The sequence below is a fragment of the Paenibacillus sp. S28 genome (genome assembly GCF_016624415.1).
Classification (GTDB): Bacteria; Bacillota; Bacilli; order Paenibacillales; family Paenibacillaceae; genus Paenibacillus_AQ; species Paenibacillus_AQ favisporus.
Genome location: NZ_JACVTM010000004.1, coordinates 487,414 through 501,721 on the forward strand (window position 1 = coordinate 487,414; position 14,308 = coordinate 501,721).

A 14,308-nucleotide genomic window follows, 5' to 3' on the forward strand; every position below is an offset into this window, starting at 1 on the left:
CCAAACAAGGAGGCATTCGGCATGGCCCAAATCGAGCTGATCGGCATTTGCAAGAAATACAAGGAAGAAACCGTGATTCAGGACCTTAACCTGACGATCCGGGACGGTTCGTTTACCGTCCTGGTCGGTCCGTCCGGCTGCGGCAAATCGACGACGCTGCGCATGGTGGCCGGGCTGGAAAGACAGACCGCAGGAGATATTCTCATCGACGGCCAGCGCGTGAACGACACGCCGCCCGGACTGCGGGACGTGGCGATGGTGTTCCAAAACTATGCGCTGTACCCGACCATGACGGTCCGGGGCAATATCGAGTTCGGCCTTAAGAACCGCGGCGTCTCCCGCAAGGAGCGGGGGCGCCTGATCGCCGACATTTCGGAAATCGTCGGACTTGGGCCTTACCTCGACAAGAAGCCGCAGAATCTCTCCGGCGGCCAGCGCCAGCGCGTGGCGCTCGCCCGGGCGATGGTGAAGCAGCCGAAGGTGTTTATCCTTGACGAACCGCTGTCCAACCTGGACGCGAAGCTGCGGAACCAGATGCGGACCGAGCTGATCCAGCTGCATGAACGCCTTGGCACGACCTTCGTCTACGTGACGCACGATCAGGTCGAAGCCATGTCCATGGGCGACGAGATCGTCGTTATGAACGAAGGGGCGGTCCAGCAGGCGGACTCGCCGATGAAGCTGTATGAGCAGCCCGCCAACCTGTTCACCGCCCAGTTTATCGGCACGCCGGCGATGAACATCATGAAGGTCGGCGACATCAAGGGGCTGCGCGTCCAGCCCGAGTCCGGAGCCTACCATGTGGGCTTCCGGCCGGAGCATGCACAGATCAATCCGGACGGACCGGTGGAAGGGCTTGTTCTCGAAGGAGACATCTTGACGCGGGAGAGCCTGGGGGCGGAGCACATCTATCAGATCCGTTCCAAGGCGGGAGCGTTCTTTGTCAAAACGTTTCTGAAGCCGCTGGTGACAGCGGAGCGCGTGCGCATCGCCGTACCGCACGGGCATCTCTATTATTTCAGCCTGAACGGCAGCCGGGTGCAGACGGCGGGCGCGGCGAACGAGGAGACCTCCTCGCGGCAGCTGATAGCAGGAGGGGTGTAGCATGACCGTCTGGGAACGGCTGCGCCCGTACAGCATGGTCGCGCCGGCAATTATCGTCTTTGCCATGTTTTTTATCTACCCGATTTTTTACATGATGTATTTAAGCCTGTTCGACTGGAACTTCGTCAGCCCGACAAAAACGTTCGTCGGCATCCAGAACTTCGTGGATCTGCTGTCGGAGCCGGATTTCCGCCAGGTGCTGTCGAACACGACCCTTTATACGGTGCTGACGGTTACGCTGACGACCGGACTCTCCCTGTTCATGGCGATCTGGCTGAACCGCAGCGGCTTCTTCTACGGCCTGGTACAGGGGGCGATCTTCAGCCCCCATATCATCTCGCTCGTATCGATTTCGCTCTTGTGGAGCTGGCTGATGGACCCCGAATACGGGCTCTTGAACTGGGTGATCGGCCTGTTCGGCTTCGGGAAGCTGGAATGGCTGTCCCATCCGAGCACCTCGCTGATCTCCCTGGTGATCGTGGCCGTGTGGAAAGGGCTCGGCTATAACACGCTCGTGTTTATCGCGGGGCTGCAGAGCATTCCGCAGGATATATACGAGGCGGCTTCCCTGGACCGATCCAGACCGTGGACGACGTTCACGCGGCTGATTCTGCCGATGCTGTCGCCGACGATCTTTTTCCTCGTCATCATCAATTTGATCGGGTCGTTCCAGGTGTTCGAAACGATCGCGATCATGACGCAGGGCGGCCCGGTCAACTCGACCAATACGCTGGTGTATTACATCTACGAGGCCGGCTTCCGCTTCTTCAAAATCGGGTATGCCTCGGCAGCCGGGGTCATCCTGCTGTTCATCGTCGGCATCCTGACTATCGTCTATTTCCGGCTGCTGTCCAGCCGTGTTCATTACCGTTAACCGGTAACGACTTCTGCTTCTATGATCTTAGAAAAGGGGGAAAACCGCGTGGAACCCGCAAACCGTGCCTTTGACGGGCATACCGTCGCCGTTCCCGGAGGACGCATGCTGGAAGCGCCGGGCAGACCTGCCCTTCTGCGCTCCGCGGCCGTCCTGCTGCTGAAGGCGCTGAACGTGGCGGCGCTGCTGCTGCTGGTCCTCATCTTTGCCATGCCGTTTGTCTGGATGCTCTCGACCTCCCTCAAAACGCTGCCGGAGACGATGATCTTCCCGCCGGAGTGGATTCCCCGGAATCCGGTATGGAGCAATTACGCCTCCGCGTGGCAAACCGGGCCGTTCCTGCATTACATTACGAACAGCGCCGTCATTTCGGTCAGCATTTTGCTGCTGCAGATGCTGACGATCATTCCGGCTGCGTACGCATTTGCCAGATACCGGTTTGTCGGCTCCGGCTTTCTGTTCAGCCTGGTCATGGTGACGCTCATGATCCCGACCCAGCTCATCTTTCTGCCGGTATATTTGGAGCTGAGCGCCTTCAAGCTGCTGAACACCCATCTCGGGCTGATCCTCCCGTTCGCGTCCAGCGCGTTCGGCATCTTCCTGCTCCGGCAGGCGTTCCGGCAGATCCCTGAGGAGCTGGTGGAGGCTTCCCGACTGGATCAGGCCAAGGAATGGAAAATCATCGTCCGCATCATGGTGCCTATGGTGAAACCGGTGCTTGTGACGTTTGCCCTGTTCAGCTTCATCGCGCACTGGAACGATTATTTCTGGCCGCTCGTCATGACGACGAACGAAACGGCGCGAACGCTGCCGATCGGCATCGCCAAAATCCGCGAGGTCGAGGGCGGCGGCACCTGGAACATCCTGATGGCCGGCAACGTCATTTTGGTCGCGCCGATTCTGGCCGCCTTTTTCCTGGCGCAAAAGCATATCATTAAAGCGTTTGTGTACAACGGCGTCAAGTAAGAGGTATGCTGTGTGCCACATGTATCACAGTGACCATGAACGCAGGCTTACGTGTAAAAGAGCTGCTCCTTCGTCTATCGGACGATACGGAAGCGGCTCTTTGTATTTTCGGTGTATCCAACCTTTAGATATCGGGTGACTTTAGGCTGCGAAAATGGATCACGGCCGGCCGCTCAGCTCCTGTCACCTGGGGCGCTGCTTCACACGACATCTGCGGCAAGTATCGTAAGCGGGCCGTTTTCAGCGGCGATGTCCTGCAGATCATAGACCGAAATCGGGAACATCGGAATACCGACATAATAGGGTGTGATCGCGTACAATGGGTAAAAGAGCACCAACGCCTTGTCGGCGAGGTAGAAATCCTGGTTAGGCGCGACTGTGATGCTCCCCGCATCCAGTACCGGAAGATTCCGCTCCTGGACCTGCTTCTTGACGGCAGCGGTCAGGACCGCTTGGTAAGGGGAGCCCGGTTTGAACAGGCTGGACAAGGTGTAGGTATTCCCCGTTTGCATGGAAAAGGTCAATCCCTTGGCGATCGTGTATCCATGCGCCATCGGCGTGGAATAGGTGTAGTTGCTCAGCACCAGACTGAGAATGCTGCGCTCGTTCGTTTTGATCTCGAAATTTCCGGTCGTTTCCGGCTGGCTTCCCGTCTGGACCGCCTGCTGGGCGCGCTGCATGTCCTGGATCGTACGGATGATCGTATGGTTGATTTTGTTTTCGGCCGTTTTGTCGGCGAGCCCGGTTACCTGCGGATAGTGGATCACCGTGCCGGGGGCCGTAAAGGTGACGGTATGGATGGTGACCGGCGGTACGTATTGAGGCATGCGGTTCGCTCCAATCGTTGAATGGTATACACCAGCCTATTCCTGGCCTGGGCATTCGGTGACGCGAATGGAGCGCGGGAGCTCACTTCCACCTGAGGTCAGCCGATCTAATCGATATAATGTAAATACGAGAACAGTGGTCACGCCGCGTTAAGCCGATTTGTCTGAACAGGCTCAGCATATTTAAAAAATATTCCGAGGCTCATGTAACCTTACGGATCTGATATTGCACTATAGGGTTGAAACCAAGATCAAAGGGAGGAGAGTGGGTGTGCGGCAGATCATTGAACAAGCCCGGCAGGGAGACGGGGATGCGCTAAACCGTCTCTTCCGGCAGTATTATGCGATGGCGCATACGGCCGCATACGGAAAGCTGCAGGATCACGATTTGGCGGAGGAAGCGGTGCAGGAGGCGTTTGCGGAAGCATTCGTCCACCTTAGCCGGCTGCAGCAAGCGGACGCCTTTCCGGGGTGGCTGCGGACGATTGTGCATCGCCAGTGCTATCGCTTGATTCGCAGAAAGCCGCAGACTTCCGCGCTGGAGGAAGGGGAAGTGACTGCACCCGACCAGCCGGATATCGGAGAGGTCGTGGTGCGGCAGGAGCTGTACCGGATGCTTCACGATTCGGTCCAGGCCTTATCGCCCGGCATGCGGGAGGCGGTCCAGCTGTTTTATTTTCACGGCTATAGTCTGCAGGAAATTTCGGAGTATGCGGCAACGCCGGTGACGACGCTCAAAAAGCGGCTGTTCGACGCACGCCGCAAGCTGAGGGGCACGCTGCCGGTCGCTGATTTCGCGCATGTATTCAAGCATTTACACGAAGGAGGAAAACGCATGCTGCATATTGTTAACGGCGATACGGTCGCCGAGACGCTCAAGCAGGGAGTCGTTCAGGGGGATATCCTCGTATGGCGCGAGGTATATTCGGAAGGCCCGGTGTTTCTGGAGCCGGCGGAATCGGAGAGCCGCGCGGTCCGCGCGCGATACCTCGAGAAAGACATGGGCATTCCGGCTGAGGAGTTTATCCGGAACTGCGAGGAGCAGGAGCAAAAACTGGCCGGATTCCGGCAGTATGACGAAGTCGTCCTGTGGTTCGAGCATGACCTGTTTGACCAAACGATGCTGTCTTATTTGCTGCACTGGTTTGGACGGCAGTCTCTTGGCGGGACGAAGCTAAATCTGCTCTGTATCGGAGATTATCCGGGAGTCGGCTTGTTCCGCGGACTCGGTCAGCTAACGGCCAGCCAGCTGAAGACGTTGTCCGGAACGTGGCATCATATCGGAGCGGAAGAGCTGAAGCTGGGGAGCAGGGTCTGGGAGGCATACACCTCACCTGATCCGATGAAGCTTCAGCAGCTATTGGAGGAGGATACCTCGGCGCTTCCGTTCGTGCGGGAGGCGTTTGAGCTGCACCTGTCCCGTTATCCTTCCGTTTATAACGGACTGGGGATCGTGGAGCAGATGACTTTGGAAAAGGTGAACGAAGGGATTCATTCGCCGCTGGACCTGTTCAGGCAGATCGGTGACCGGCTGCACGGGTTGGGCATGGGTGACCTGCAGTACTGGGATGTTTTGCGCAGCCTGTGTCCGGGCCCAAGTCCGCTGCTGACGCTGGAGGGGGCGGAAGCCTTTCCCGGCTATGCGGGACCTTCTCCGTCTTTTCGGGACAGCAAGGTCCAGATCACGGAATGGGGGACCCGGGTTTTACGCGGGGAGGATTACCTGGAACGGTGCAGCATAGACCGGTGGTACGGAGGCGTTCATTTGAGCGGTGACCGTCCTGTGTGGCGTTGGGATCAGGATCGGAGAAGGCTGGTGAAATGCGGTGAGTAGGAACGGCCATCGGAGGCGAAATCCGGTCAAAATCATCGCTGCCATACAGTAAGATAGAAGGGTGAAGGGGGGTGTGAGAGGCCATGCTTTTGTCTAGGGAAATTCTGGATTCGTTCGGGCTTCAAGGGGAGGCGGTTCCTCTCGAAGGCGGGCAAAATACATCGGTGAAGGCACAAGACGCGGTTCTCAAACCGTCGGAAAATATACAGCATGACGAGTGGGTGCTTGGCATCATGCACGGTCTTCAGCCGCGCGGATACCGGGTATCCAGACCGGTTCCGGCACGGAACGGGTCTTTTGTCAGCGATGGATGGACGTGCAGCCGGTTCGAGCCGGGCACGGAAGTACAAGGATGTTTGGAACAAAAGCTTAAGGTCGCCCGGTTGTTCCACCGGGATCTGGCCAGCATTCCTTATGAGGGGTTTTCGGAGCCGGACCATCCTTGGTCCCGGGGCCACCGGATCGCGTGGCAGATTGAAGGGCCCCCGGCAGGATTTCCTGTCCCCGTGAGGGATTTCCTGGCGGGCCTGCTCGGAAAGGTCAAGAGAAGCGGGGAATATCCCGTTCAGCTGATCCACGGCGATCTGGCCGGGAACATCCTGTTCGATGAGACCCTCGGTCCGCTGATCATCGACTTTTCCCCGACAGTTGCCCCGCAGGCGTATGCTGAAGCGATTCTCATCTGCGACGGCATCGCCTGGCAGGGATGTCCGCTCTCAGATCTTGGCTTGCTGCCGAATGAAGGGCATTACCGGGAAATGCTGTTACGGGCGGTCATCTTCCGCCTGTCGGTAACCGCGATATTTTGTGGGGAGGACACGGAGCGCTTTTTCACCGAAGTGGAGGCGTTTGGGTCCATCATCGAGCACCTTGCATCATTTCCTTGTTGATGTGGAATCTTCGCAGGATGAGCAGACGCCGTACTACCGGCCATAGGTTCAGATCATGACAAAGAAGCAGGCATCTTACCTGCTTCTTTGCTTTGGTGTACATAAGGATCTGACTCTTTCTGTTTTTACTCATCCACGGGGACTTACTCGAATTGAACCTCCTGATCCAGAAAGATCTCCTTCCGGCTAAAATCCATAGGCTCTTCGAACGGGATCAGCGCAAAGTCCACAGTGTCCAGCTGCTCCGGCAGGCGCGGTTCGACGAGAAAGGACATAGAGCTGATCCCTCCACCACCGCGGGATCCGTTGCGCCCTACACTGTATTCCTTATCTTGGCTAGTAACATCGAGCTGAAGAAGAGGGCGGAAATCAGTGAATTCATCCACATTCTCCAGCTGTTTGATTTCGATATGTACAATACTGCCATGCTCATGCTGCATCGCATGGGTGATCCTGTATTGGTACCCTTCCTGCACGGTCGTTTTCATAATCTGCAGGATGCCCTGCAGCTCGCCGGGACCGTCGGAGCGTGGGCGATGAAACCCTCCGTTAATCGAATGAAACAGCCAGTTCAAATAGGGAGGCTTCAAGCCGAAAATCTCTTCAAACTCCTTCATCACTTCCTTAGGCGGAAAACACCGGCATCCTTTCGTCAGGGCTTTCCGGTGGTTGAGCAGCTCAATCAGCTGCGTATCGACCGCATGGATTTCCTCATCGTAATCATTGGGCACCGCCCGCAGTTCCGACCATCCCATGTTCCAGTCCTCCTTTATCGTCATCGTCAATATACCATTAAAACATAGGTTTTCCTGATTATACCATGTCCCGCATCTAAGATACGTAAAAAGAATGGACAAGCAATAAGGCTTGGGACTGTAGCTCCTCTCCGCGATTGATGTATAGTGAACATAACAGCATCAAGCGCTTGGCTTGGCCCAAGCTTGCGGACAAGGAGGATGAGGCGATTTTGCCTGAAATTAGAGGTTTTATCGGAACCCACGACAAGGACTGGGAGGACGAGCGGCAGTGGAGCCATCCTGATTTGGAAATCACCGTCGTGTTGGAAGGAAGCGGGCGCTTTGTTCATGAACAGGAAGAAAGGCGGGTCGAAGCAGGGCATGTCGCGCTGATCCCGTCCTTATCCGCTCATTCTTTCCATGCGATGACCCCGATCCGGTTCGGGGTTGTGCTCGTTGACGGACTCCCGATGCATGTACGTGAGCTGTTCGAGCGGCTGGTTGTCCTTGGCAAACCGCGCCTCATTGCCTTATCCCGCCTCGACCAGGACCGCTACGAGCGGCTGTTCCGGGAATGGCTGAGGAGCCGTTCGTATACGCTGAAAGAGCCGGTCCGAAATGATATGGCCTGGATCGAAATTCTGCTGCTGTTTTTAAACGAGCATTCCCACCCGGACCAGCAGTCGTTCACGGTATCGCATACAGGCGATTATATTCGCCGGCATCTTCAAGAACCTATCGTCATTGGCAGCCTCGCGGAGATGGCCGGCCTGTCGGAGGAAGGCTTCCGCAAACGGTTCTTCAAAGCCTACGGCATGACGCCCAAGCAGTATCAGCAGATGTGCCGCCTGGAAGAAGCCAAGTGGCTGCTCAGCTCGACGGACAAGGATATGCAGGCCATAGCCGAGCAGATCGGCTTTGCCCAGCTGCACTCGTTTTCGCTGTGGTTCAAAAAGACCGAAGGTTGTCCACCGTCGGAGTGGAGAACGAGGCAGCGCCGCGACCATCATTGAGGCATCCGGTCCGGTTTTGCGTAAATTGTGGCGGGTTTCGATTAACGACTTTCTCCTGAAGCAGGGGCTATGATGAGGGGGAATCTTCCGCTTCCGGCAGGAATGCGGTGATACCTTGAAAGGAGAGAGCGGCATGAACGTGATGATCGGAACGAGGGAGCTTGTGATGGGAAGCCGGTATTTGACAGAGCTGCGCAGCAGCAACGATATATTGGAGGACACGGAAGCGCTGAGAATGCGTCTGGCGGAGGAGGGATACCTGCTGATCCGCGGATTTCACGACCGCGAGCGGGTGTTGTCCGCAAGGGAGGAGTTTTTACGTAAACTCCAGACCATGGGCAGATTGGAGCCGGGGGCTCCACTGAACGAAGGGCGCATTTCCCAAGACAACCGCAGCATGATGTGGGGCGGCGGCGCGGAAGAACTGCAGGCGGACTTTCCCCGATTTTTGGATGTGGTGAACCATCCTTCGGTCCTGGATTTTTTTGACCGTCTGCTTGACGGCAAATCGATGACATACGACTATAAATGGCCGCGGGCCGTAGCCCATGGCGGGAATACCGGCGCGCATTACGACGTCGTGTATATGGGGAGGGGCACCAAAAACGTATATACGATGTGGACCCCTTTCGGAGATACGCCGCTTGAGCTCGGAACGTTGGCCATGTGCCTGGGTTCCCAGCATTTCAGCAAGATTAAGCAAACGTACGGCGAAATGGATGTGGACCGGGACAATGTCGCGACAGGCTGGTTTTCCGAAGACCCGGTTGAGATCGTCGATACGTTTGGGGGACAATGGGCCACGACATCTTTCGAAGCGGGCGATGCCATTATTTTCGGCATGTACATGATGCATACTTCGCTTAACAACATGACGGACCGCTACCGGATCAGCTCAGATACCCGTTATCAGCTCGCATCGGAGCCGGTCGATGAGAGATGGATGGGCCGCAAGCCGAAGGGGCATTATGCATGGGGCAAAACGACGCCCAAGCCAGTCGCCGATGCCCGCAAGGAATGGGGCGTATAAGGGAGGCAAATTGCCGAATCTAACAATCGCACCCCCTCCCACCTGACAAAAAGACACGATTGCCCGGAAAATAAAGCCGTCCCCAACAAATGTGCAGGTACATGGAAACACCTGGCCGTTTCCCTTCCAGGCGCCGCAGTTTACAATGAAAGCGTTATATTCCTGGATAAAAGGAGAACAGCCATGAATTTTGACCTGAACGTAGTACCCTTCAGCCGCAGAGAGACGTTTTTGGCGGTATCGCTGCTGCCTGAGGGTAAAAATAGACCGGCCGGGCTGTACCTGCGCACCGTCCGGGGCGGGGACGACAAGTTCGGGGAAGCGTTTCGCATCGAGCTGCTGGATGACGCCGGTGAGCTTTTGCCGTTCAAGGCCGAAGCCAATCCCGCCTACGTGAAGCTAGCAGCCCTCGACAGCGGTAGTTATGCAGAGCTGTGCATTTCGGACAGCCGCACCGCGCGCTTCCAGACCAGAGGCTGCGGCATCCGGCTGACGTTTCAGCCGGCGGCTTACGATTATGCCTACGAGGCGGTGCCCGGCAGCTGGGAAGTGAACAGCTTTACGCACGAATGCCGGTTTATGCTGACCCGTCTCGCTGGCTGCATGAAGATGGAAGTGATATGGGACAAGATCAAGAGCTCGCGCATCGTGGCTGAGTTCAGGCCCGACGGTGCCGCGGGTACGGCCGAATTCGCTATTGAAGAGTTCCGCACCGTGTGGAAGCCGCGGCCGGCCTGGGAGCCTTTTGAGGCGGCGGTGAAGGAAGCCGAGGCCGAATTTGCGGCCTGGCTGGATCACAGCCTTACGGTGCCGGCGCGCTGGCAGGAAGGGCGGGAACTGGCGGCATACATTACGTGGTCGTGCCACGTTCCGGCCGAAGGCTGCCTGACGCGCCCAGCGATGTACATGTCGAAGAACTGGATGACGAATATATGGAGCTGGGATCACTGCTTTAACGCCATGGCGCTAGTGCGCCACGATCCGAAGCTGGCGTGGGACCAGTTCATGATCTTTTTCGACCGGCAGGATGAGAGCGGGCTGCTTCCCGATTTTATCAACGACAAGTACGAGCTGTGGAACTGCAACAAGCCGCCGATCCACGGCTGGACGCTCGGCTGGATGATGCGCCGGACCGATTGGATCGGCGAAGCGCAGCTTCGGGAAGTATACGGGCCGCTGTCCAAATGGACGGATTGGTGGTTCCGGTACCGGGACGGCGACGGCGACGGCATTCCCCAGTACAATCACGGCAACGATTCCGGCTGGGACAACAGCACGGCTTTCAATAACGGCATTCCGGTGGAAAGCCCGGATCTGTCGGCGTTTCTGATTTTGCAGGCGGAGCTTCTGGCCGAGATTGCCGGGCTGTTGGGGGAGACGGAGGAAGCGGCGCGGTGGAGCCGGCTTGCCGGGGATACGCTGGACGCCATGCTAAGCCATTTCTGGAAGGACGGCCGCTTCACGGCATGCCGGTCAGGGACGCATGAGCGTTCGCAAGGCGACAGCCTGCTGCTGTTCGTGCCGATCCTGCTCGGTAACCGGCTGCCGGAAGAGATACGGACCGCGCTGCTGCAGGGGCTGCGGGAGGAGGGCCGTTTCCTCACCGGCAACGGCTGGGCGACCGAAAGCGTCCGCAGCCCGTATTACCAGCCTGACGGATACTGGCGCGGGCCGATCTGGGCGCCGTCGACCATGCTGCTCGTGGAAGGCGCCGCCGCGGCAGGGGACACGGAGCTCGCCAGAGAGGTGGCGCAGCGGTTCTGCCGCATGCTGAACAAGAGCGGCATGGCTGAGAACTTCGACGCGCTGACGGGGGAAGGGCTGCGGGACAGGGCTTTTACCTGGACATCGAGCGTATTTTTGATCCTTGGACATGAATACGGGGAACTATAGCGGGATCATGCACTTCTTCGGAAGGGACTTTTTGGAAAAGTCCTCCGGGGAAGTGCTTTTCCCGTTTCTGAAAGGTGCCGGCTTCCGCAAACAAGGCGCTTGACCACGGATTTCTTGTAAGCGGTAACAATTGCGCGGCGAAAGGGCTCCGTCCCCTGTCCGTCCATGCTAGAATGCAGATAGACGACTACCGTGAAGAGGAGGGGATCCGCCATGAATATCCGCCGGCACGGACCGCTGCGGCGCTGGCTTCCGGCAGGAGCTTACCGCAGCATCCGGACCAAACTGCTCGTATGCTTTCTGATTGTGACGCTGATCCCGCTGCTCTCGCTTGGGGCGCTTTCTTACTACCAGTCCGCCAGGACGGTCAATTCCCAGTTCGGCCGTTACGGCGAGAACGCGGTGGCCCAGCTGCAGCAGCAGTCGGACTCCATGCTGGTCCGCATGAAGCAGACGAGCCAGACGATCTACTCGTATTTGCTGGATCCCGCCCATGCGGACCTCGGGAGCGATCCGCCGGTCACCTACGGCGAAATTATGGAGAAGAACGACTTCGAATCCGTCCTGAGGTCGCTGGCTAACGACAAGACGGCCGGGATTTATATTATTACGCCATCCGGTTATTACTACGGCGAAAATAACCTCGACGTCGGCAAGCTCGCCGGTATTCCGGCCTGGAAGAGCATGCCCGTCTCGAATAGCGGCCCTTATTGGCTGGGCTTCTACATGCAGAACCATGCGATATCCGCCTCGGAGCAAGCCGGCCCGGCGGTCCTCGGACTGGCCGTGCCGATCCGGAACCCGGGCGGCGCCCAGGACGGCAGCACGATCCTGATTGAGGAGGACGCCCGGGAGCTGCTGCGTATGTTCCGTCAGTTCGAGGAGGACACGAAGGCGCATCTTTCGATTCAGGCGCCGGACGGCCGGACCGTCTACGAAAGTGCGGAATCCTTTACGCCGAGGGACAACGATATCATCTGGGACAAGACGCTGTCCGTCAATCATTGGAAGATCGAGGCAAGGCTGCCTGCCAAGGCGTTTTATCAGTCATCGGGAGTCATCCGGTCGAACACGGTCATCGTGGCGGTTTGGTCCTGCCTGCTCGCTTTCGGGCTGGCCTATCTGTTTACGTCCCGGTTTACGGGGCGCATCCGTTCCCTGAAGGAATCGATGCAAAAGGTCAGCTTCGGCAAACTGGACACACGGGTTCCGGTCGAAGGACGGGACGAACTCGGGAGCCTGGATATCAGCTTCAACCGGATGGTCAGCGGCGTGCAGTCGCTCGTCCAGGAAGTGGAGCGAAGCGAGCGCCTCAAGAAGGAGGCGGAGCTGAAGGCGTTTCATTATCAGATCAATCCGCATCTGCTCTTCAATACGCTGAACTCGATCCAGTGGAAGGCCAGGCTGGAAGGGGCGGAGGAAATCCGCCGAATGCTGTATCACCTGACGATGGTGCTCGAAGGAAACCTCGATATATCGCAGGAGCTCGTCATGCTGGAGCGGGAGCTGCGGATGATCGGGCATTTTTTGAAAATCCAGGAGATCCGCTATGGAGTCGTATTCCAGTATAAGCTGGACTGCGAGGAAGATCTGAAAAGGTTTGTCATCCCGCGGATGACGCTGCAGCCGCTGTTTGAGAACATCTTTTTCCACGGTTTTACCGACGGGGCCGGGGTCATCGAGCTGCGCGTCCGGGAGCAGGGGGAGGAACTGCTGCTGGAACTCAAAGACAACGGGGCCGGCATCAGCGAGGAGAAACTTGCGCAGCTGCTGGCTCCGAATCCCGAGCCCCGCGGCCGCGGCGGTCTCGGCGTAAGAAACGCGGACCAGAAATTCAAGCTGCATTTCGGCCCGCGGTACGGACTTACGGTACGTTCAATCAAAGGAGAGGGAACATCGATACTGATTCGCTGGCCCAAAAAGGAGGAGCATCCGGATGGAGAACGCAAACAACCTGAAAGTGCTGATTGCCGATGACGAGAGCATCGTTCGCAAAGGTCTGAGATCGACGGTGCCCTGGGAGCGGTTCGGTATGGAGGTCGTGGCCGACGCGCCCAACGGGGCGAAGGCGTGGGAAGCCTTCAAGGAGCACCGCCCGGACATCGTCATTACTGATATCGTGATGCCGGAGATGGACGGCATCGAGCTGCTGCGCAGGGTCAAGGAGGCCGAGGAACGGACGAAAATTATCCTGCTCAGCTGCCACCGGGATTTTGAATACGCGCAGCAGGGAATCCAGTTGGGGGCTTCGGGCTACCTTCTGAAGACCGCGTTTGAGGACGAAGAGCTGGAAGGGCTGCTGGAGAAGCTGCGGCGGGAGCTTCAGCGGCGTCCGTCCCCGGCACCGCTGGACGGGGAGAAGCTGGAGGCGCTCCTGTTCGGCTGGCTCAGCGGCAGCAGCGGAAGATTTCCCGCCGAGCTGGAGCGGCTTCGCGCGGAGGCATGGCGTTTTGGCGGCCAGGACGTGCATGTGTACCTTGTCCGGACGGAGGGCTGCGGCATGCCGTGGGCCGAATGGCTGAAAGCGAAGCAGCTCGTACACAGCTCGGGAAATGAAGCGGTCATCCCCTACGGCGGTGACGCCTGCTATTGGATCGTGCCGGAAGGGATGCAGGAGGCGGCCAACAGCCTGCTGATCGAAGCCAAGGGCAGCCATAGCTTGCTGAAATGGTCCGCCAAGGGCCCCTTGGGCACCAGCGGCGGCATCGCGGAAGCGTTCCGCTCCCTGCATAAAGAGGCCGAGCTGGAACGGGCGTACGGCGTATCCGGCGGAGATTGGCCCGAGCCGATCCAAAAGGCGGTGCGGCTGCTTCATGAGCAGCCCGGTTCCGACTGGTCGGCGAGCGAGCTGGCGGAAGAGGTCGGGCTCAGCCGCAGCCATTTTTCCATCCTGTTCAAAAAGACGGTCGGCGACAGCTTTATCGCGTTCCAATACAAGCGGAAGCTCCGGCTGGCCCAGGGACTGCTGCGGGATACGGACCTGACGATGCAGGATATCGCCGAGCGGACGGGGCTTGGCGACAGCAAATACTTCAGCAAATGGTTCAAGCGCAGCACGGGTCAGACTCCAAGCCAATTCCGGACCGTGCAAAAAGGCGAATCGGACCGGACAGTTTGACACCCCGCCCGAAAGTTCAAAC

Annotated in this window: 12 protein-coding genes; 10 read left to right on the forward strand and 2 right to left on the reverse strand. The window is 58.0% G+C overall.

The window, feature by feature from the left end; all coding sequences use genetic code 11:
- Positions 1 to 21: 21 nt before the first annotated feature.
- From IAE55_RS13545 to IAE55_RS13555, 3 genes are all read left to right on the forward strand, one after another.
- Positions 22 to 1,104 carry an ABC transporter ATP-binding protein gene (locus tag IAE55_RS13545; protein ID WP_200632857.1) on the forward strand — a complete coding sequence of 361 codons (1,083 nt, stop codon included), beginning with the start codon at positions 22 to 24 and terminating at the stop codon, positions 1,102 to 1,104.
- Between the two features lies 1 nt (position 1,105).
- Positions 1,106 to 1,978, forward strand: a complete 873-nt coding sequence (locus tag IAE55_RS13550; protein WP_076175638.1) for a carbohydrate ABC transporter permease — start codon at positions 1,106 to 1,108, stop codon at positions 1,976 to 1,978.
- A 105-nt stretch (positions 1,979 to 2,083) separates the two neighbouring features.
- The gene (locus IAE55_RS13555) at positions 2,084 to 2,944 is read left to right on the forward strand and encodes a carbohydrate ABC transporter permease (protein ID WP_105442000.1); all 861 of its coding nucleotides are present in this window, start codon (positions 2,084 to 2,086) and stop codon (positions 2,942 to 2,944) included.
- Positions 2,945 to 3,144: 200 nt separating this feature from the next.
- Here IAE55_RS13555 and IAE55_RS13560 read toward each other — a convergent pair whose 3' ends face one another.
- Positions 3,145 to 3,771 (reverse strand): DUF3298 and DUF4163 domain-containing protein, encoded by a 627-nt coding sequence (locus IAE55_RS13560; RefSeq protein ID WP_145948304.1) that lies wholly within the window; start codon positions 3,769 to 3,771, stop codon positions 3,145 to 3,147.
- A 271-nt stretch (positions 3,772 to 4,042) separates the two neighbouring features.
- On the opposite strand from IAE55_RS13560, the gene IAE55_RS13565 reads away from it, so the two are divergent.
- Together IAE55_RS13565 and IAE55_RS13570 are read left to right on the forward strand one after the other, a co-directional pair.
- Positions 4,043 to 5,605, forward strand: coding sequence for a sigma-70 family RNA polymerase sigma factor (locus IAE55_RS13565; protein WP_200632859.1), 1,563 nt, complete (start codon positions 4,043 to 4,045; stop codon positions 5,603 to 5,605).
- 83 nt (positions 5,606 to 5,688) lie between these two features.
- On the forward strand, positions 5,689 to 6,495 hold the full coding sequence (locus IAE55_RS13570) for a hypothetical protein (protein ID WP_200632861.1): 807 nt from the start codon (positions 5,689 to 5,691) through the stop codon (positions 6,493 to 6,495).
- A 143-nt stretch (positions 6,496 to 6,638) separates the two neighbouring features.
- Here IAE55_RS13570 and IAE55_RS13575 read toward each other — a convergent pair whose 3' ends face one another.
- On the reverse strand, positions 6,639 to 7,250 hold the full coding sequence (locus IAE55_RS13575; protein WP_200632863.1) for a hypothetical protein: 612 nt from the start codon (positions 7,248 to 7,250) through the stop codon (positions 6,639 to 6,641).
- Positions 7,251 to 7,462: 212 nt separating this feature from the next.
- On the opposite strand from IAE55_RS13575, the gene IAE55_RS13580 reads away from it, so the two are divergent.
- The 5 genes from IAE55_RS13580 to IAE55_RS13600 all read left to right on the forward strand — a co-directional run bounded on the left by IAE55_RS13580 (position 7,463) and on the right by IAE55_RS13600 (position 14,286).
- The gene (locus tag IAE55_RS13580) at positions 7,463 to 8,245 is read left to right on the forward strand and encodes an AraC family transcriptional regulator (protein ID WP_234489518.1); all 783 of its coding nucleotides are present in this window, start codon (positions 7,463 to 7,465) and stop codon (positions 8,243 to 8,245) included.
- Positions 8,246 to 8,378: 133 nt separating this feature from the next.
- Complete coding sequence (locus IAE55_RS13585) at positions 8,379 to 9,275, forward strand: phytanoyl-CoA dioxygenase family protein (protein ID WP_200632870.1); 897 nt, start codon at positions 8,379 to 8,381, stop codon at positions 9,273 to 9,275.
- Between the two features lie 183 nt (positions 9,276 to 9,458).
- Complete coding sequence (locus IAE55_RS13590) at positions 9,459 to 11,168, forward strand: amylo-alpha-1,6-glucosidase (protein ID WP_200632872.1); 1,710 nt, start codon at positions 9,459 to 9,461, stop codon at positions 11,166 to 11,168.
- Between the two features lie 213 nt (positions 11,169 to 11,381).
- Positions 11,382 to 13,145, forward strand: a complete 1,764-nt coding sequence (locus tag IAE55_RS13595; protein ID WP_200632874.1) for a cache domain-containing sensor histidine kinase — start codon at positions 11,382 to 11,384, stop codon at positions 13,143 to 13,145.
- Positions 13,105 to 14,286, forward strand: a complete 1,182-nt coding sequence (locus IAE55_RS13600; RefSeq protein WP_200632876.1) for a response regulator transcription factor — start codon at positions 13,105 to 13,107, stop codon at positions 14,284 to 14,286. The genes IAE55_RS13595 and IAE55_RS13600 overlap by 41 nt, the downstream gene beginning before the upstream one ends.
- Positions 14,287 to 14,308 lie beyond the last annotated feature (22 nt).

Coding starts and splice junctions, on each gene's coding strand:
- IAE55_RS13545 (WP_200632857.1), top strand. CDS start 22: ATGGCCCAAATCGAGCTGATCGGCATTTGCAAGAAATACAAGGAAGAA.
- IAE55_RS13550 (WP_076175638.1), top strand. CDS start 1,106: ATGACCGTCTGGGAACGGCTGCGCCCGTACAGCATGGTCGCGCCGGCA.
- IAE55_RS13555 (WP_105442000.1), top strand. CDS start 2,084: ATGCTGGAAGCGCCGGGCAGACCTGCCCTTCTGCGCTCCGCGGCCGTC.
- IAE55_RS13560 (WP_145948304.1), bottom strand. CDS start 3,771: ATGCCTCAATACGTACCGCCGGTCACCATCCATACCGTCACCTTTACG.
- IAE55_RS13570 (WP_200632861.1), top strand. CDS start 5,689: ATGCTTTTGTCTAGGGAAATTCTGGATTCGTTCGGGCTTCAAGGGGAG.
- IAE55_RS13575 (WP_200632863.1), bottom strand. CDS start 7,250: ATGGGATGGTCGGAACTGCGGGCGGTGCCCAATGATTACGATGAGGAA.
- IAE55_RS13585 (WP_200632870.1), top strand. CDS start 8,379: ATGAACGTGATGATCGGAACGAGGGAGCTTGTGATGGGAAGCCGGTAT.
- IAE55_RS13590 (WP_200632872.1), top strand. CDS start 9,459: ATGAATTTTGACCTGAACGTAGTACCCTTCAGCCGCAGAGAGACGTTT.
- IAE55_RS13595 (WP_200632874.1), top strand. CDS start 11,382: ATGAATATCCGCCGGCACGGACCGCTGCGGCGCTGGCTTCCGGCAGGA.
- IAE55_RS13600 (WP_200632876.1), top strand. CDS start 13,105: ATGGAGAACGCAAACAACCTGAAAGTGCTGATTGCCGATGACGAGAGC.